Source organism: Alteromonas profundi, assembly GCF_010500865.1.
GTDB lineage: Bacteria > Pseudomonadota > Gammaproteobacteria > Enterobacterales > Alteromonadaceae > Alteromonas > Alteromonas profundi.
The window spans coordinates 60,871-79,676 of record NZ_JAAAWN010000018.1; the positions used below are offsets into that span (position 1 = coordinate 60,871).

General features: G+C 45.5%; 15 protein-coding genes. 4 read left to right on the plus strand and 11 right to left on the minus strand.

From position 1 onward, the window contains the following. Position 1 precedes the first annotated feature (1 nt). The 10 genes from GTH32_RS13460 to murJ all read right to left on the minus strand — a co-directional run bounded on the left by GTH32_RS13460 (position 2) and on the right by murJ (position 13,869). The gene (locus GTH32_RS13460; RefSeq protein WP_163086553.1) at positions 2 to 4,075 is read right to left on the minus strand and encodes a PilC/PilY family type IV pilus protein; all 4,074 of its coding nucleotides are present in this window, start codon (positions 4,073 to 4,075) and stop codon (positions 2 to 4) included. Between the two features lie 15 nt (positions 4,076 to 4,090). Next, positions 4,091 to 4,654 (minus strand): PilX N-terminal domain-containing pilus assembly protein, encoded by a 564-nt coding sequence (locus GTH32_RS13465; RefSeq protein WP_163086556.1) that lies wholly within the window; start codon positions 4,652 to 4,654, stop codon positions 4,091 to 4,093. Further along, a complete protein-coding gene (locus GTH32_RS13470; protein WP_163086559.1) occupies positions 4,651 to 5,496 on the minus strand; it encodes a PilW family protein in 846 nt (281 codons plus the stop codon). The genes GTH32_RS13465 and GTH32_RS13470 overlap by 4 nt, the downstream gene beginning before the upstream one ends. Continuing rightward, positions 5,493 to 6,125, minus strand: coding sequence for a PilV family protein (locus GTH32_RS13475; RefSeq protein WP_163086562.1), 633 nt, complete (start codon positions 6,123 to 6,125; stop codon positions 5,493 to 5,495). The genes GTH32_RS13470 and GTH32_RS13475 overlap by 4 nt, the downstream gene beginning before the upstream one ends. A gap of 277 nt (positions 6,126 to 6,402) precedes the next feature. Next, positions 6,403 to 7,347, minus strand: coding sequence for a 4-hydroxy-3-methylbut-2-enyl diphosphate reductase (gene ispH / locus GTH32_RS13480; RefSeq protein WP_163086565.1), 945 nt, complete (start codon positions 7,345 to 7,347; stop codon positions 6,403 to 6,405). 2 nt (positions 7,348 to 7,349) lie between these two features. After that, positions 7,350 to 7,817 carry an FKBP-type peptidyl-prolyl cis-trans isomerase gene (gene fkpB / locus GTH32_RS13485; RefSeq protein WP_163086568.1) on the minus strand — a complete coding sequence of 156 codons (468 nt, stop codon included), beginning with the start codon at positions 7,815 to 7,817 and terminating at the stop codon, positions 7,350 to 7,352. Between the two features lie 11 nt (positions 7,818 to 7,828). Then, positions 7,829 to 8,389, minus strand: coding sequence for a signal peptidase II (lspA, locus tag GTH32_RS13490; protein WP_163086571.1), 561 nt, complete (start codon positions 8,387 to 8,389; stop codon positions 7,829 to 7,831). Beyond that, positions 8,382 to 11,201 (minus strand): isoleucine--tRNA ligase, encoded by a 2,820-nt coding sequence (gene ileS / locus GTH32_RS13495; RefSeq protein ID WP_163086574.1) that lies wholly within the window; start codon positions 11,199 to 11,201, stop codon positions 8,382 to 8,384. The genes lspA and ileS overlap by 8 nt, the downstream gene beginning before the upstream one ends. Before the next feature lie 110 nt (positions 11,202 to 11,311). Next, on the minus strand, positions 11,312 to 12,232 hold the full coding sequence (ribF, locus tag GTH32_RS13500; protein ID WP_163086577.1) for a bifunctional riboflavin kinase/FAD synthetase: 921 nt from the start codon (positions 12,230 to 12,232) through the stop codon (positions 11,312 to 11,314). A 77-nt stretch (positions 12,233 to 12,309) separates the two neighbouring features. After that, the gene (murJ, locus tag GTH32_RS13505) at positions 12,310 to 13,869 is read right to left on the minus strand and encodes a murein biosynthesis integral membrane protein MurJ (protein WP_163086580.1); all 1,560 of its coding nucleotides are present in this window, start codon (positions 13,867 to 13,869) and stop codon (positions 12,310 to 12,312) included. A 293-nt stretch (positions 13,870 to 14,162) separates the two neighbouring features. Here murJ and rpsT point away from each other — a divergent pair, with 293 nt between their 5' ends. After that, positions 14,163 to 14,426: a 30S ribosomal protein S20 gene (rpsT, locus tag GTH32_RS13510; protein ID WP_163086583.1), complete on the plus strand. Its 264-nt coding sequence runs from the start codon at positions 14,163 to 14,165 to the stop codon at positions 14,424 to 14,426. A gap of 67 nt (positions 14,427 to 14,493) precedes the next feature. Here rpsT and GTH32_RS13515 read toward each other — a convergent pair whose 3' ends face one another. Continuing rightward, positions 14,494 to 15,246: an SDR family oxidoreductase gene (locus GTH32_RS13515; RefSeq protein ID WP_163086586.1), complete on the minus strand. Its 753-nt coding sequence runs from the start codon at positions 15,244 to 15,246 to the stop codon at positions 14,494 to 14,496. A gap of 291 nt (positions 15,247 to 15,537) precedes the next feature. Here GTH32_RS13515 and GTH32_RS13520 point away from each other — a divergent pair, with 291 nt between their 5' ends. The 3 genes from GTH32_RS13520 (at position 15,538) to GTH32_RS19380 (ending at position 18,543) form a co-directional block, all read left to right on the plus strand. Then, positions 15,538 to 16,341: a UDP-2,3-diacylglucosamine diphosphatase gene (locus GTH32_RS13520; protein WP_163086589.1), complete on the plus strand. Its 804-nt coding sequence runs from the start codon at positions 15,538 to 15,540 to the stop codon at positions 16,339 to 16,341. 80 nt (positions 16,342 to 16,421) lie between these two features. Beyond that, entirely contained in the window at positions 16,422 to 18,140 is a 1,719-nt protein-coding gene (olsF, locus tag GTH32_RS13525) for a bifunctional ornithine lipid synthase OlsF (protein ID WP_163086592.1), read from the plus strand. Positions 18,141 to 18,372: 232 nt separating this feature from the next. Beyond that, positions 18,373 to 18,543, plus strand: a complete 171-nt coding sequence (locus GTH32_RS19380) for a hypothetical protein (RefSeq protein WP_246223257.1) — start codon at positions 18,373 to 18,375, stop codon at positions 18,541 to 18,543. Positions 18,544 to 18,806: the final 263 nt, after the last annotated feature.

Below are 18,806 nucleotides of genomic sequence, written 5' to 3' on the forward strand. Positions count from 1 at the left end.
TTTACTCGTCTCTTTCGGTTTCTGTACGCCAACTTCCGCGCTGAATGCGTTCAAATTTGCCATAGATATTTTGGGCTAAACACGCAAACGCCGAGGTGCATGCTTGTTCTTCACCGTCATCGTCAACTTTTATCACCGCAGATACACATTCGGTACCTAAACACACCACAGGGCTTACTATATCTTCTATTAATATTTTTGTTTCAGGGGCGATGCCTGTTTGTTTCAAATCGGCAAACCTATCAGAGCTGTCTAAGTCGCCATTGTTATTTAAATCGCTTACTGCGTTTGCATTAAACATGTTCACCAAATAGGCTCTACTATTACCAGTAGGAGGTGCGCAGGCACTGGTGCTACTCACAGCAGGTACGTAGGTGGTGAAAAAGACTTTATAATCTATAATTAGCGGCGAAGACAACACCTTCTCCCCCCCCGTGGTCAACGCTATATGCCAGCCTGCTTTATTAGCAAATTCTGCGGCAGCAAGACTGCGAGTGGTTTCTTCACTACTGGTTAAAGCATGGTCGGTGGCATTATAAAGATCACTGCTATCAACCGTGGTCATAAAACTATACTCACCGTCAGAAGTTCGAGTGAAGACCCCCTCATCTTTTAGCATATAAAAATTGTCTTCCACGGTAATATCAAGGGGTGAAGCACGCCAGCCGCTACCTATTGCAACGCCATAGTAAAGGTCATCGCCAAGGGCTACCTCGGTAACATCTGGGCCATAGAAAAACCGACGATTAGATTCTGCCGTATCACCGCCAAAGTCGGCTAAACGTGCGCCTTTAATAAAATCGCTGCCTGATCTTCCATTAAATATATCAAAGCGAAATAGCTGCCCGCCCATATCGCCAGCATACATATGATCGGCATAGCCATCGTTGTCTCTGTCTATCACCGAAATCCGCCCTGGTATACTGTAATTCATAGAGGCAATATTCACGTCAGCATCGGCATTACTGGCTGACCAAAGTAACGCGCCTGTATCCGCATCAAACATAAAGATAGCGTTACCTACTGAGTCTGCACTGCGTACCGTCTTATCATCTTGTGCTACATCGTAGCCGCCCCCTACTATCATGACGTTTTTTTCTTGGCTTCCCATTCGTACTTTTGTAATCGTTGGACGGGACCAACTTTGCCCCAATTTTTCAAGCCCGGTACTGCCGCCTTCAATCATAAACTTGAGCACAGGTGATGTTTTTTGCGTAATGTCAAAAACGTAGTAGTTACGTCCTCCGCGACGCATTCCCAGATACAAGTACGTACTGGTTCCCACCGTACGAAGTACCATGTCACCGTCTAATCCGTACTGATGTTCAAAGGTAGAAATATCTTGATAAAAATGATGAAGATTAGGCAACAAAGAGGCGGGCATAACGGCGAAATTCTCTTCTCCCGTTTGTGCATCGAAAGAATGCAACATGCCATGGTTCGTTGCCACGAAGATGGCTGAGTCAGTATCACTGTAGTTAACAATAACAGGTTGAGAATGGATGGGGTCGCCCATTTGCAAGCGCACATCGCTGCTATCGCCATCGCCATCGCTGTCTTTAACATCTATCCCTCGCGCCCACTTAAGTAAGGTAGTGCGTAAGTCTTCAGCGTCAGCTTCATCTTCTATGCCCAACGAAGTGGTGGTTATAGCATTATTGTCTTCATGCAAGATGTTCGCGGTGCGAGCGATAGTGCCTGCGCTGTCAAACACATACATATTTCTATTTACGCCCATTTTGCTCGCTGCTCCCCCCTCTCTTACATCATTACCATCAGCCAGTACCGACCAATAACTATGTGAGTTATCGGCGAAGAAGCCGGTTACGCTATCTACCGCGTCAAGGCCATTTTTATCTAATACCTCATCGCCGCTTAAACGATAGCGTTTAAGGTTGCCGGGCCATATAGCACCTTCGCTAGGTTTAAATAACGCAAAATATAGCTCGTCGCGATGGGTTAAACGGTTTAGCTGGTTCACTGCCACACCAGGGGAGACAAACGTAGCATTAATATCTTTCACTGAACGTAAAATGGTATTAAATGCGGCGAGTAAATCGGTACTGTTATCAGCCTGATAGAAACCACCACCACTTTGAAGAGCCAGCTGATTAAGAAAGTTATTTGCTGAGGTATTGGCAGCAAACCCTATGGTATGGGTGATAATGCGTCTATCGATAGATGAGGTTTCTGACTTACTGATATCTTTAACCAGGTCCAGACCACATTTCTCACCGCCACTGCCGCTACAACTTTTATTCAGTAACGCTTCTATTTTTGTTACGCTGTGATTACTGTTTGCCTCGCCATCTGATAGCAACACAATATGATTATTAGTTTGACACTGTAAGTCACCTACAGGCGAAATATAGGTGGCGCCGCTAGGAATATATTCGTTGATACAATCGCTATCGGAAAGGTTGTCATCTGTGCACCCAATTGGACGAACCGCATCGCTACCCAAATAGCTACTTCTGTGGCTTACCCGAGTATTGCGCCGTACTGTATTAGACACATTGTAGTTACCCCGGGTTAGCCCGTAATCTACATTTCTACCGCCATAATAATTCACCGCCTCATACAATGTATCTACAATGGGGGTATAACCACTGGCGCTTAGCTCATCCACTTTACTGACTAGGTGTTCACGTACCGTCGACGTAGCCCCGGGAGTAGCACTACCATTGAACTTAACAATTAAACGGGGCGCAGCAGAGGGAACATCGTTGTAGCTGTAGGCACCGCGATAGTTGTTAAAATCACTAAATACAAACGCTAACGCATTGCCAGGCTCCCACCCCGGCCGGTCGATAACTTCCTTCACAATGGCAGATAAATCCGGTGAAGTGTATTCGGAATAGCGCCTAAACCTAGGCATGGACCAGGTAATACCTGACGTTTTGCTAAGATTACGCAAATGATATCGATAAGCCGGATAGAAGTCATCGGCATCATCGCTGGCAACCCCGCGTATTTCCATTGTTGAAGTATTATTTCTTGAGGTATCGTAGGCGGTGAATGCTAAATAGGCTTCACTAATTTGCGCCCCCTGTGGAATGTTTACATTTTGAAAGCGAATGCCAATATAGCTATTGTAACTACTATTAAATGTTAGCTCTGCACCCGTATTTCGATAACCACGATAATCTTCTTCTAAATTGTCCCTTGAGCTTGATACCTGATACAGCGCCTCGCCAGCGATACACCCTGTGGCGGTACTATCGTCATAGGTTACCACCAGTTGAGGCGCACCGCCTTGGCCCGCGTCCTGTGCTCTTGCTAAACGGTTACTTGCGCTATCGCTACTTACACCTTCAATAAGTAAGGATAAATCTTTACCACCACACCACTGGTCTAAATCAACAATCTCTTGGATTACACTGGATATATCAGGGGTAGTGACGACTTCACCGGATGCAGGGAAATCATTGTCTGTGGCCCACGTAACCTGCGCTTGTGTTCGAACCCGGGAAGACAAGTTCGATGACGATGCTGAAAATACGCTGCTGCTCGCTGAGGCTTCTCCCATAATCGACAATTCGGTTGCTGCAACATTAAAGCGCTCTGAGGTAAACCTTATATAGGCACTCTCTATTGTAGCTCCTTGAGGTATGTTCAATTCAGAAAAGCGCAACCCCGCTAACACGGTTTCAGTACCCGAGCTCAAAACCACGTCATCGCTATTAGTATTTACAACCCCGTTAACTTCATATGCGTCGTGATTTGACGCCCCTATGGAGGTAATAAGTTCAGGCCGAACAGGCTCATCAATGCCCTGAATAGGATACAAGATAGGTCCGCCGTAATCTGAAAATCGCATTAGCCCGGCATTAATGTTGGTAGCCGAACCTAGCGCTTCTTTAAGGGCATTTTGAACCCGTAACATTCTTGACTGGCTAGTATTGTCAGTCGCCCCCATACTGCCTGATGTATCCATTATAAAAAGGACATTAGGGTTATAGGTAACTGCACTGTTCGATGAGCCTAAATATATGTCTAAATCGTCTGCAAACGCAGAGAACCCAATGCACATGAACAGAACAAGTGATATTGCAAAACTATGTATACGTAACATGGCAATGAACCTAGGTTATTGTGAAGCTGGGCCGAACACCGCAGCTGAAAGTGTATTGGCCACTACTGAAGGCTTAGACTTAACTTTTCCACACCCTCTAATTATAAATACGTGGCAATTTACATTGCTGCCACCTATCACGTTACTCGACCCCCGGCAGGCTTGCTCACGAATAAACGCTGTTTTTGACCAGCTTTGTGTCGCAGGCGTAGTCTGATAATCACCCGTCGTAGTATGGCGAGTACCTGAAGACAAGCCACTTGTAGTCATATTGCGGTCTGTCCACTGCGCATTGTCAAAACAACTCATGGCATCGGTTTGCGGATTGAACGTGTTACCTTGACGAGCCTCTGATAGCGGATCGGTTAAATCATCGTCCGATAACAAGACTTCATCTTCCGATTCAAAAAACACTCCTGCTATCGCCGCTTCAGCGGCATCAAAGGCAATACCAGATTGCTGCATAGCCACCGCCATTTTGGATTGTGATAAGCTACTCGATACCGCACTAATGCCCAAAATAGTTAACGACAATAGAACCAGTAACGCGAACACCATTACCACCCCTTGTTGTTTCATCGAGAACTCCTTACAAAATTCTTCATATTTCGCAGCGCCAACGTTTTAGTAAATACCTGATAATAGTGGTCGGCATTCAGCGTTACTGCACTTTCATTAAGCACCGCAAACTGTGGTGACACGCTTTGCTGTACTTGATTTTGATAGCTTTGGATAAGCAGTGCCCAGCGAAGCGAAACCACTTGTTGTTGGTTATCACGCAAGGCCTCTATTTGCTCTGCGGTTACATACCGTACTGCTTGTCCTGTCGCCTCTTGGGTTGCCTCACTTACACCATATTGCACATGAAAGGCTGCGACATTATCGAGTAGAACAATAGTTGAGGGCGATACGACCTGTGTTTTCAAACCACGCAGTACGCGCCCATCAAAGCCGGTACACCTGAGCTCTTGTGCACTTACAAAGTAAAGGTTGACCACATGAAACGCCTCACCATTGTTATACCCATGTGTACTGCCAGTACAGTCTTGCTGCGCTAACTTGCTTACCATGAGTCGATCGTTCGTTCCAGCAGCCCCTTCAGTACTGCCTAATGCAGCATCACTAGCAAAGTCGCCGACCACGGCAATGGGATGGTTTTGCACATAAGCAGCCTCAATAACGGGGTCGATACTATCGTCAATTTCACTGGTTATTAAATCGTAACGGCCTACATCATAGAATTCATTAGTTAAGCGCCGTGTAATAAACCGGCCAGCTTCTTGTACCTGGGACACCGCTTGATTAAGTTTATTGGTAACACTACTACTTACCAGAACTTGTATTACGGCCCCTGAAATGACTAAACCCAGTACCAAGGTAATCATCAACTCAACTAAGCTAAACCCCCGCGCCGCTGTCATAAGGTAATGTCCTTAAACACACAGGCATAACTCTCTCCCTTTAAGGGATTACAGCGGGTATTTAATGCATAAATTTGGTTGCCGGATGAAGATACTGGCCAGCGCAGTAAAACTTCTACTCGCGACCCTGCGCTACAATTATAAATATCGGTATTGTCGTTATCTGTACATGCCACAAAGAGTTGGGTATGTGGATTGGTTTGCACAGCTGCACACGACAGTGCCCATCCATCGTACTTGGCCATATTCTCTTCATTGCATGCGGCAGTTTCACAATTGGGGATGGCGGCAGGTCGACTTAAACAAAAGCAACGATAAGCGTTTTCGCCACTACTACAGGTTAAGCCCGAGAAGTTATAGTTTTCAACATTAAAATAGCGGTTGTTCACTACCATGCCGTCCCCTGCCGTTGCTGGACGTGCCGCTATGCGAAGGCGTTCAGCGACTTCGGCTGCAACAAATTCACTTTGGGTTCGGCTAATTGCATCTCTATTAGCGAATGACCCCGTAAACTGTAAGGCAGCGACACCAAGTAAGCCCACAGCAAGTATAAAGAGGGTGACTAATATTTCGACAAGTCCGGCGCCCCTTTGTGTCACACACTTTGTGCTCTGCTGTTTTTGTTTCATGCTCACCTAATTTAAAACCCACAAGGTAAATATTTTTTTGTCAGTGTAATAGTCTATGACAAAAATAGCGGTGTCAGGGTATCGGCGATAATCTAAACGTATAAGAACGTAAGACACATTATACAAATTGACATATTTACGTTCGTTCTATAGCTATTGTGGATAGATTTGACAGCAAAACGCGCCCTATTGCTATTAAACAAAAGCGTAAAAAAACACCCCATAAGCGATGTTCGCCTATGGGGTGTCTTAAGCCATAACGAAATAAACGAGAAGGCTAGCTAACCTGTTTCACCCGTAACTCTTTAGGCACTGCAAACTCTACATTTTCTTCACGACCAAGGCGCTCGGACGCCGATACTGCGCCCCAGCTTTTTAAGCGCTCGACAACGCCTTGCACTAAAACCTCAGGTGCTGAGGCTCCAGCGGTAACGCCAATGTGCTCCACGCCCTCTAGCCACGATGCTTGAATGCAGTTGGCATCAGCAATAAGATACGCAGTAGCCCCTATTTTTTCAGCAAGCTCCCGTAAACGGTTTGAGTTTGAGCTATTTTGCGCCCCTACAACCAAAAGTACGTCACAGTCTTGCGATAAATCACGTACTGCGTCTTGGCGGTTTTGCGTGGCATAGCAAATATCGTCTTTGCGTGGCCCTTGAATGTCGGGAAACTTCCCTCGAAGCGCGTCAATTACATCGGCGGTATCATCTACTGACAAGGTTGTTTGACTGCAGTAATAAAGATTAGCGGGATCTTTAACTTCAAGCGTTGCGACATCGGCTTGTGATTCAACTAAGTAAATACCGCCCTCTTCGCTGTCGTACTGTCCCATGGTCCCTTCTACTTCGGGATGACCCGCGTGACCAATTAAAATACATTCGGTACCGGTTTTACTGGCCCGCGTTACTTCCATATGAACTTTGGTAACTAACGGACACGTGGCATCAAACACTTTCAAGCCGCGGTCTGACGCTTTTTTACGTACTGCTTGGGAAACACCATGAGCAGAAAAAATAACAATACTGTCATCGGGTACTTCGTGCAATTCGTCAACAAAGATAGCCCCGCGCTCTCGTAACCCGTCTACCACAAACTTATTGTGAACCACTTCGTGACGTACATAAATAGGTGGCTTAAACATTTCAAGCGCACGCTCGACAATGGTAATAGCACGGTCTACACCGGCACAAAAGCCGCGAGGATTAGCGAGGTGAATTTGCATAATTACTCTGCACCTTTTTGAGATTTACCGGGTTGCACATCAATAATTTCCACATCGAAGATAACCGTTTGACCAGCAAGAGGGTGGTTAAAATCAACGGTGACAGAATTGCCCGCCGTACTGCGAATGATACCCGGAATTTCTGAACCATCGGGCTGTGAAAAGGCCAAGATCATACCCTCTTCCACTTTAATATCAGCACCAAAACGGCTTTTATCCATGTAGTGAACATTGTTTGGGTTAGGTTCGCCAAAGGCATCGTTCGCTTGTAGCGTAAACGCTTTTTTATCACCCTTTTTAAGTCCTAGCAAACAGGCTTCAAAATTGGCAGTTAAACTACCGTCACCCATGACCATCTTCGCTGGCTTATTATTAACGCGGGTGCTATCTGCCGCCGAACCATCTTCAAGTTTTAAATCGAAGTGAAGAATAACTTCGCTATCTGAACCTATTGTTACTGTATCTGTCATGTCGCCTCCAACTACTTCTTTATGGGATCAGGCGATACCGACGCTTTGCTTTTATCACCGTTTTTAAACATATCGATAATTAGCAAGGCCGCACCGATAAAAATTGCGCTATCTGCAATATTAAATGCGGGCCAATGATACCCGTTTACATAAAAATCGAGAAAGTCGATCACGTAGCCGTGCACAAGCCTGTCGTACACATTGCCTAATGCGCCGCCTAAAATAAAGGCAAAGGCAACAGGCAATAACGTTTGCTCACGAGTAGACTGCTTAAGCCACCAAAGTATTACACCGCTTACCCCCACGGCGATAGCGGTAAAGAACCAGCGCTGCCACCCGCCAGCACTGTCCAGAAAGCTAAATGCAGCCCCATAATTGTGCACGTAAGTGATGTTAAAAAACGGCAATACTTGTACCGACTGATACAACGAAAAGCTGTCCATTACGGCGTACTTTGTCCACTGATCCAGTACAAAACAGACTAAGCTTACCCATAAAAACCGCAAACCGGTTTGGCGAAATAACGCCAAACCAGAGTGCTTGCCATTGGTAAGTGGCGCAGAGTTATGCATAACTTCTCGCTTCCCCTTCGCCGTCGATATTGGTTACACAGCGCCCACATAATGCTTCATGGCCAGGGTGTGAACCTACATCTTCACGGTGATGCCAACAACGAACACATTTTTCACCGCTTGCTTTATTTACCGTTAGCCACAAACCCTCCACATCGGTTTTACTTGCATCTTTTGGTGCTGCTTCTACCTTAGTGAGGCTTACGCCTGAGGTAATAAGTACAAAGCGTAATTCATCTTCTAGCTTTGCTAACACGTCAAATAATGCCGGGGTGGCGTATAATTCGATACTTGCATCTAACGAACCGCCGAGAAGCCCTTCTTTACGGGCTTGTTCCATAGCTTGGTTGGCAGCATCTTTCACACTTAATACTTGATGCCATAACTCATCGTTAAACGTCTCACTTTGTGTGAAGCTATTAAACCCTTCGTACCAGGTTTCTGTGAACACAAATTCACTGCGCTCGCCAGGTAACGCTTCCCAAATTTCTTGTGCAGTAAAACTGGTAATAGGTGCCATCCAGCGTACCAGTGCTTCCACAATATGATACAGGGCGGTTTGACACGAACGACGAGCAATGCCATCTGATTTCGCTGTATATTGGCGATCCTTTATCACATCGAGGTAGAAAGAACCTAACTCGATAGAACAGAAATGAATCAACTTTTGCGTAACAACCAAGAGGTCGTATTTTTCAAATGCCTCAATCAACTCTTCCTGTAACGCTTTTGCTCGCGCCACTATCCAGCGGTCTAGCGCTACCATTTCACTTTCCGGTACTGCATCTTCAAGGCTAAAGCCGTTAAGGTTGGCAAGTAAGAAGCGCGCCGTGTTACGTACACGACGATAGGAATCTGCAGCACGTTTAAGAATTTCATCTGAAACTGCAATTTCGCCGCGATAGTCTGTTGATGCCACCCATAAGCGTAGAATATCTGCGCCTAGCTTATTGGTAACTTCTTGCGGAGCAACCACGTTACCTACCGACTTCGACATCTTTCTACCATGGGCATCTACGGTAAAGCCGTGAGTAAGTACTTCTTTATACGGCGCATGACCGTGCATAGCAGTGGAAGTCATAAGCGATGACATAAACCAGCCACGGTGCTGATCTGACCCTTCAAGATACAAATCGGCGCTGGCCGGTATATCTTCACGACGGTCGACCACAAAATAATGGGTAACGCCAGAGTCAAACCATACATCTAAGGTATCCGTTACCTTTTCGTAATTATCTAGGTCGTCGCCCAGCAAATCAGCATCGTCAATATCCCACCACGCCTGAATACCTTTGCTTTCTACTTCAAAGGCTACTTTTTCCATTAGAGCAGACGATTGCGGGTGAATTTCACCGGTAAGCTTATGCACATACAAGGGAATAGGTACGCCCCATGTGCGCTGACGTGAAATACACCAATCTGGTCTACCTTCCACCATTTTTTCAATGCGGTTTTGGCCCCAATCAGGGATCCACTTGGTTTTACCTATTTCTTCTATTGAAGAAGCGCGCAGCCCCTGCTTATCCATACTGATAAACCATTGTGGCGTTGCTCTGAAGATAATCGGCGTTTTATGGCGCCAGCAATGTGGGTAGCTATGTTCATAATTAACGTTAAGTACCAAGTTGCCTTTTTCTTCTAAGGTTTCGACAATAGTGGCATTGGCTTTAAACACGAACTGTCCAGCGAACAAAGGTGTGTTTTCAAGGTATACACCATTGTTACCCACGGGGTTATATACTTCGATGTCGTACTGCTTGCATACATTAAAGTCGTCTACACCGTGTGCGGGGGCGGTATGCACGCAGCCAGTACCAGAATCAGTCGTGACATGCTCGCCCAAAATCAACGGTACTTGAATATCTAAAAATGGATGATTAACCTTTAATTTATCCAGCGCTTCACCTGTACAGGTGGCGATTTCACGGAAATCTTCTACACCATAACGGCGCATGCAACTTTCTAGTAGCTCTTGGGCCACTACCAGCCACTCACCAGAAGGCTGAATTTCTACAATCGCATAGGTTAGCTCTGGGTGCAGGCTAATGGCGCGGTTTGCCGGTAAGGTCCATGGTGTCGTTGTCCAGATAACTACGCCCGCTTTATGCGCTGCCAAGTCACTTTCAGTTACCCCAAACGCTTCAGCTATCGCTGCTGAATCGGCTACTGGAAACTTAACATCTATAGCCGGAGATACTTTGTCTTTGTATTCAACTTCTGCTTCAGCTAGGGCTGAACCACAGTCGGTACACCAGTGAACAGGTTTGAACCCTTTTTCTAGGTGGCCAGAGTCTACAATTTTACCTAACGCTCGGATAATGTCGGCTTCTGATTTGAAGTCCATGGTTTTATAGGGGTTATCCCATTCGCCAAACACGCCTAAGCGTTTGAAGTCTGCCATTTGGCCATCTATTTGCTTTTGCGCATATTCACGGCATTTTTGGCGAAACTCAGCGGCAGTAACTTTCTTACCCGGCTTGCCCACTTTCTTCTCTACCATCAATTCGATAGGTAAACCGTGGCAATCCCATCCAGGCACATAAGGCGAATCGAAGTCAGAAAGGTTTTTCGACTTAACAATAATATCTTTTAGAATTTTGTTAACTGCGTGACCAATGTGGATATCGCCGTTTGCATACGGAGGACCGTCGTGAAGAATAAACGGTTTCTTGCCTTTTTTCGCTTCGCGAATCTTTGAATACACCCCTTTTTCCTGCCAAGCTTTAAGCATTTTAGGCTCACGCTGCGCTAGGTTACCGCGCATAGGGAAGGCGGTTTCTGGAAGGTTTAATGTGGCTTTGTAATCACTCATAAATATGTATTATCCGGTTACCTATAATAATACCCAATACCCCACTGGGTATTGTTCAGGCTTGCATTGGTCAAAACGGTATAGCTGCGCGCAGACTTTATCACGATTAGCTATTCTAATAACAGGCGAGCCTTAATAGCATCGGCCTTAATTTGTTCTTTTAGCGCTTCAAATGAAGCGAATTTTTGTTCATTGCGGATTTTGGCAATAGGTGCAACTGAAATAGGCATGCCGTAGATATCATCGGTCATATCAAAAATGTGCACCTCTAGTTGATTGCGCTCACCGTTTAATGTTGGGCGAGTACCTATATTTGCCACGCCATTATACTGCTTCCCTTTAACCATAACACGCACGGCAAACACACCATGTATCGGTGTTCTGCAACGTTTTAGCATGACATTTGCCGTAGGAAAGCCAATCGTTCGGCCTTTTTTCTCTCCATGCACCACCCGGCCAAATATTGTAAACGGGCGGCCCAGCATTTCTTTAGCCAGCGGGAAGTCTCCGCTTGCGAGTGCGTGACGCACGGCGGTAGAGCTTATGCGATGAGCATGCATAGTAAAACTTTGCGTACTTACCACTTCAAACCCATACTTGCGACCGGCGGCTTGCAACATGGCGAAGTCACCTTTGCGACCATGGCCGAAGCGAAAATCATCGCCCACCACCAGAAATTTCACGCCTAGCTTATCAACAAGTAAATCATGCACAAACGTATCGGCAGACTGACGTGCAAAATCAGCATTAAATCTTACCGCCAACAGCCTATCGACACCTTGCGCTTTAAGTAACTCATACTTTTCCCTAAGAGGGCTAATGCGCGCTGGCGCTTTCTCCGGCATGAAGACCTCTTCAGGCTGGGGTTCAAATACCATTACCATGGCGGGTAGATCCAATGCTTTGGCTTTTTCAAGCACATTGGTGAGCACCGCCTGATGGCCTAGGTGCACTCCGTCGAACTTGCCAATAGTAAGGATACACCCACTATGAGAGGGTTTTACGTTTTTAAGCCCGCGGATAAATTCCACAATTAGCTACTGCCTATATTTGCTACTGAAAATACTAAAGCTCGCGATTATAAACGACCTAGCGAGGATTACCAATATCAGCCGCCGCCACTTCTAAAATGACGGGGCCTTGCCCCTAATATCAGCATACTCAACGCAAACACACCTATTGATAAGCCAATAGTAATGCTGACCTGCCAAACCTGTTGTAAAAACGCTAAGTCAAAGAAGGCGAGGCCCATGTCTCGATAATAAATAACCGCTCCCATGGCACTACTTGCCAATAGTATTCTGGCAATAAACAACACCGAGGTTCGGCTTAAACAAAATACGCCTTGGCGGTGCAAGGTAATATAGAGCAAGGTCGCATTTAAGGTAGCTGACAAACTGGTGGCGATGGCCAAGCCTATGTAACCAAAGGGGATAGCGAAAATAAGGTTAAACACCATATTGGCTACCATACACCAAATGCCAAATTTCACGGGTGTTTTCGTGTCTTGCCGTGAATAGAAGCCTGGCGCAAGCACCTTCACCAACATAAAGCTCAACAAGCCAAAAGCGTAAGCGGTAAGTGAATAAGATGCCATAATAGCGGTTTCTGCGGTAAAGGCTCCACGCTGGAATATTACTGTTAATATGGGGCGCGCCATAGTCGCGAGCCCCACTGCAGCGGGAATACCCAGTAAGCACACCATTCTAAAGGCCCAGTCTATATTGGCCGAAAATGCTTTAGCATCTTTGACCACATGATTGCGAGAAAGTGTAGGCAAGATAACAGTCGCAATGGCGATACCAAAGAGGCCTAATGGGAACTCAAGGAGCCTATCAGAGTAATATAGCCAGCTTATTGAGCCTGTTACTAAAAAGCTGGCAATAAAGGTGTCGAATAATAGGTTGATTTGGCCTACCGAAACCCCAAATAAGGCGGGGATCATAAGGGTGCGAACTTTTACCACGTTAGGATCGTGCCAGCCCCATTGGGGTTTTACTAACAAGCCCGCCCTAAACAAGAAAGGTAACTGGAAGCTAAACTGCACGATGCCGCCGATAAACACCCCCCACGCCAAGGCGAAGGCTGGTTGGCTAAGAGAAGGCGCTAGCCATAGCGCACACCCAATGATACAAACATTGAGCAACACAGGGGTAAATGCAGCAACAGCGAATTTATTAAGTGTATTGAGTATAGCGCCCGACAAACCTGTTAGTGAAATAAACGCTAAGTAAGGAAAAGTAATTTTTAGCATTAAAGAAGCGAGTTCGAACTTACTCCCCCCCGCTTCACCATTTAGCCATTCGATAAACCATCCCGTGCCAAAAAGCGCGGCTAATACTGGCGATGCTATTATCCCCAAAATGGAGACGACAAATACAATTGCCCCTAAAGTACCCGATACTTTAGCAACGAACGCGCGTAACTCGGCTTTATCGTCTTGCTGATGTACTTCTGTGAGTACCGGTATAAAGGCTTGAGCAAAAGCGCCTTCAGCAAAAAGGCGGCGCAGAAAATTAGGAATTTTATTTGCAAAAAAGAATACGTCCGCTGCAGCGCCGTCCCCCATTAACCGGGCAACCACCACATCTCTTGCTAAACCCAAAATTCGAGAAAGCAGTGTCATCACACTGACGATAAGTCCAGACTTAATTAACTTCCGTGACACTTATGTCTTCCTATAAATAATGTAAGGGGGGGAACTAAAGCGCACCATAATAACCAATGCCTGATACTTGGGAAACGTCTTATTAAAAATATAAGTGCATCTTGTTGGATTATTTTGCTATAATCCGCGCCCGTTGTGGGTAGCAAGATTGGCCGTGATGCATATAAATGCCCTAAACGATGTGTTCTTAACCCAGTTATGTGTTTAGGGATAAAATCGTTTGACATTTACGTGTTTGCTAGGCACAATCCGCACCCTCGTTTTTGACATGAATTTATTTTGGGAGTTACACCTTGGCTAACATTAAGTCTGCTAAGAAACGTGCAATCCAAGCCGAAAAGCGTCGCCAGCACAATGCTAGCCGTCGCTCCATGACTCGTACAAGCATCAAGAAAGTAGTAGCTGCTATCGCTAGCGGCGATAAAGAAGGTGCACAAGCTGCATTAGCTGCTGCCACTCCGATTCTTGACAGAATGGCTACTAAAGGTTTGATTCACAAGAACAAAGCTGCTCGTCATAAGAGCCGTCTAGCTGCACAAATTAAAGCACTAGGCTAATCTTAACGGTTAGTAGTTAAAAAAGCGCCTTTTGGCGCTTTTTTTATTTCTACTTATCTTTACCCCATCAACTCATCTTTCGTATACTGCTTGCTGGCGCAATACGCATTACCCAGTGTAATAACGACCACGGCCAACGCGGCACGTAAGCCACCGCCTTTTCCTTATTAATGGCGTTAACCATTGCTCGGCACCCTACATCGGTATCGACAATAAACGGTACTTTCTCTACTTTTTCATTTATTTCGCTGCGAATAAAACCCGGATGCACGCAAGTTACTTTTATAGGTGTATTCATGACATCCATCCGTATGCCTTCTGTCATTGACGTTAACCCAGCCTTTGTGGCCGCATACACCGTCATCGCGCGCCTAAAGCCGCGTACCGCACTAATAGAGGAAATCGTCACTAAATGGCCGCTGTTTTGCGCCCTAAAGATTGCCATAGCCGCTTCGCACTGCGCCAAAGCAGATACAAAGTTTGTAATGGCTGTTTGCTTATTAGCATTAAAAAAGCCAGTGCCAATCGAGGCCCCCTTACCCATTCCCGCATTCACCACCACCCTATCGAGTTTCCCTAGGTCCTGTTTGAAGCGGTCAAAGACCTCAAAAACCCCGTCGTGATCGTTAACATCTAGCGGGCGAATAAAAACCTTAATTTTGGGGTTAACCACAAGCAACTCTGCCTGCAGTGCTTCTAGTAAATCAAGGCGGCGGGCACATAGCGCCAAATTACAGCCTTGTTTCGCAAACTCAATGGCCATGCCCTTGCCAAGTCCTGAACTGGCGCCAGTAATCAGAATATTTTGTCTTATTGTCATTCTTGTCGTCCCGATAATGTGAACGTCCAGTGTATATAACTGAGCGTAAAGAGAGATGATAGCTATTTATAGTTTACTATTCACAGTGTGATTGATTACCGCCTAGCTAGCGCCTTCACTCTCCTAAAAGTTATAGAATGTGGAGTAGCCATAAAGCAGTAATTTATCTAAACCTGTAACCTAACGGTCAAACAAACGTCACGTTTCTGTCAATAACCCACCCTATAGTGTCGCTACAAATACGGGTGCTTACCGCTTAGCGCCTAAATGTAGATGCATTGGGAGCAGACAATGACCAAAACTCACTACCGTACTTTGTGGCTATCGGACATACACTTAGGAAACCGTGACTGTAAAGCCGATTACCTTCTGGCGTTTCTTAATAGTGTGAGTATCGATACTTTGTACTTAGTGGGCGACATTGTCGATATGTGGCAAATGACGAAGCAATTTCGTTGGCCTAAAGCCCACAATCAAGTGCTGCATAAACTCATGCAAATGAGCCAGCAGGGAACCCGAGTGGTCTACTTGCCCGGTAATCATGACGAGCCCATTCAATCATACTCGGGCATGGTATTTGGCGATATAGAGATAGAGCGCCAATTAATTCACACCACCGCTGAAGGGAAACAATATTTGGTTTTTCACGGCGACCAATGCGACGGCGAAGTTACCTTAGGTAAATTTCATGCTTGGATTGGTGATAAGGGCTATGACCTTCTGTTATTTCTCAACCGCGAATACAACCGTTTTAGAGGCTGGCGTAAACGAGAGTACTGGTCACTGGCCGGTTACATTAAAAAGCATATCAAAGGGGCCAACCAAGCAATTGCACGCTACAGGGAGGCCTGCTGTCATCGCGCCGAGCAATTGGGGGTAGACGGCGTTATTTGTGGCCATATCCATCACCCACAGAGCACCATAGAAAATGGTATTCATTATATCAATGATGGCGACTGGGTAGAGAACTGCAGTGCGTTAGTGGAAACCCATGAAGGTGAACTGTCACTTATCTATTACCTAGACACAATGGATGCACAAGCAGATAAAGTCACTCACCTTCCCGCTAAGCCGACCTCATCTCGTGCGGCATAACGTACATTTAGCACACAATGCCTTAGTGCTCCGTAGAACCCCATTATTGTTCACGGCAAAAAAAATAACTGAGAAATAGTATGTTTACAGTGAATGAAGTTCTGAATAAACATTACCCAAAGGTGGCAAGCAATCCTCTATTGTTTAAACCTCTTTCTTTTCTACTACGCCACCTATTGCATGAAAGAGAAATTGCTGAATTTGGTGAAACCTACCCTCACTTCGACGACATCGACTTTGTTGAGCAAGTGCTTGAATATTTTAACATCAGCTACTCTACACGAGACGTAGAAAAAGAACGTATTCCTACCGAAGGAAGAGTGGTTATCATTGCCAATCACCCTATTGGCTCCCTCGACGCACTGGCGTTAATTAAGCTTTTAAGTGAGGTTCGTCAAGACGTAAAAGTGGTAGCCAATGATATGCTGATGGCAATTTCTCCGCTACACAATATGTTGTTGCCGGTTAATAACATGCATGGTGGCACGCCAAAACAACATTTATCCGCTATTCAATCGCATTTAAATAGCGATGGTGCCATTTTAATCTTCCCAGCCGGTGAAGTCTCTCGGTTACGCCCACAGGGCGTGCGAGACACACGTTGGCACTCAGGCTTTTTGCGCATGGCACGTCATGCCAAAGCCCCTATTCTTCCGGTTTATATAGACGGCAAAAATAGCCCATTATTTTACGGTGTTTCTATGCTGTATAAACCCCTTGCTACCGCGCTACTTGTGAAGGAAATGTTCAAGCAGCGTAAAACTCATCTACCTATGCGTATTGGCGAGCTTATTCCCTTTTCAGCATACCAACAGATGACCATCTCGTTAAAAGATCAGGTTAAACTGTTTAAACGCCATCTATATCGAATTGGAAGCAATAAAAAGGGTATCTTCGCTACTCAAACACCTATAGCCAAAGCAGAAGATAGAAAAGCACTATCACAAGCCATGAAGCAATGTGAACATTTAGGCCATACGTCTGACGGTAAATCTATTTACCTTTACCAGCACGTAAGTTGCTCACCGATAATGCGGGAGATTGGCCGTTTGCGGGAAATTGCGTTTCGCGCGGTAGGAGAAGGCACAAACAAACGTAGAGACATTGATTTGTTTGATAGCCATTACTACCACCTTATCTTATGGGATGAGGAGGATTTAGAAATTGTTGGCGCCTATCGATTTGGGGACGCGGAAGTATTGACTCAGCCTGACCACCCCACAGGCCTTTATACCGCAACCCTATTCGACTATCATCAGAATGATAGTGAAATGTTTAAACAAGGCCTTGAGCTTGGAAGAAGCTTTGTACAGCCTCGTTACTGGGGTAAGCGCAGCCTAGACTACCTATGGTTTGGCATAGGCGCATTCCTTAACCGCTACCCTAAATACCGCTACCTATTTGGCGCAGTGACATTAAGTAACGCATACCCCCAACCTGCAAAAGATCTGATCGTCCAGTTTTATTCCACTTACTTTCCGCCTAAATTTGCCGAGGTAGAATGCAAACTACCTTATGAACTGGGCCCAAACAGCCTTCTTACGTTTAACGGCGACGACTATAAAAACGAATTTAAGCAACTAAAGCACCTGCTTGCCAATATGGGGGTAAATGTACCTACCTTGTATAAGCAATACAGTGAAATAAGTACTGAGGGCGGTGTGGCCTTTTTAGGGTTCAATGTAGACCCGGATTTTAATGATTGCATTGATGGGCTAGTGGTAGTGGATATGCATACCCTAACGGAGAAAAAGCGCAAACGCTATTTAACCGAAGGCAACTTACAGCAAAGCGCATAGCAGGGTCGATGTATAGCAAATTATGCTGTGTTTAGAAATAGGACTTGTCCACAAGGAGTCTTGACGCTTCACTTCACTGCACGCCATGGATTTGTGTTTAAAAATAAGTTTGCAAGAGTGTGTGTACCGAGGATCCCGCGGTCAGTATCCGCAATGGTGAAAAGAAGCACTTTTACTTGTCTAAATGCGTAGTAATATAGAAAATACAAACCTATATTGCTGGAGTTATGGCGTGTTAAAAATAATTGTACTTGTACCACTTATTCTTTCGTTACTGTGGTTTGGCTACTTAAAAACGAATGGCTACACGCTGTCACAGGGCAAACAAGGGTTTACTTATATTCTCGTTCTTTCTAGCGTTATCGCATTGTTCTATACCCTAATGCTGTTTTTAACCCATTGATACCTAATCTAAGGCGAATGCTTAACAGGGTGCCTATAGTTCGCAATTACGTTTAACGCCCGTAAAAGCTGCTTGAATCGAACAAGCGTCTAGAAATCTTACGGGGTAAACGCTTATCCAAGTTCAAACCAACGCGCATATCGAGTAGGGTGAGGCGTTACCGCCTCATCCCTCTCACAGAACCGTACATACGGGCCTCGTATACGGCTCATGTACATAGCTATTTAGCGTAATTGCTGAACACATATCCCGTTGCAACATTT

What these genes read in the sequence shown, in the direction of transcription:
- fkpB (WP_163086568.1), bottom strand. Translation starts at nt 7,817, where the DNA reads ATGACAGATACAGTAACAATAGGTTCAGATAGCGAAGTTATTCTTCAC.
- GTH32_RS13460 (WP_163086553.1), bottom strand. Translation starts at nt 4,075, where the DNA reads ATGTTACGTATACATAGTTTTGCAATATCACTTGTTCTGTTCATGTGC.
- GTH32_RS13475 (WP_163086562.1), bottom strand. Translation starts at nt 6,125, where the DNA reads ATGAAACAAAAACAGCAGAGCACAAAGTGTGTGACACAAAGGGGCGCC.
- olsF (WP_163086592.1), top strand. Translation starts at nt 16,422, where the DNA reads ATGTTTACAGTGAATGAAGTTCTGAATAAACATTACCCAAAGGTGGCA.
- GTH32_RS13515 (WP_163086586.1), bottom strand. Translation starts at nt 15,246, where the DNA reads ATGACAATAAGACAAAATATTCTGATTACTGGCGCCAGTTCAGGACTT.
- GTH32_RS13470 (WP_163086559.1), bottom strand. Translation starts at nt 5,496, where the DNA reads ATGACAGCGGCGCGGGGGTTTAGCTTAGTTGAGTTGATGATTACCTTG.
- ileS (WP_163086574.1), bottom strand. Translation starts at nt 11,201, where the DNA reads ATGAGTGATTACAAAGCCACATTAAACCTTCCAGAAACCGCCTTCCCT.
- lspA (WP_163086571.1), bottom strand. Translation starts at nt 8,389, where the DNA reads ATGCATAACTCTGCGCCACTTACCAATGGCAAGCACTCTGGTTTGGCG.
- GTH32_RS13520 (WP_163086589.1), top strand. Translation starts at nt 15,538, where the DNA reads ATGACCAAAACTCACTACCGTACTTTGTGGCTATCGGACATACACTTA.
- ispH (WP_163086565.1), bottom strand. Translation starts at nt 7,347, where the DNA reads ATGCAAATTCACCTCGCTAATCCTCGCGGCTTTTGTGCCGGTGTAGAC.
- GTH32_RS13465 (WP_163086556.1), bottom strand. Translation starts at nt 4,654, where the DNA reads ATGAAACAACAAGGGGTGGTAATGGTGTTCGCGTTACTGGTTCTATTG.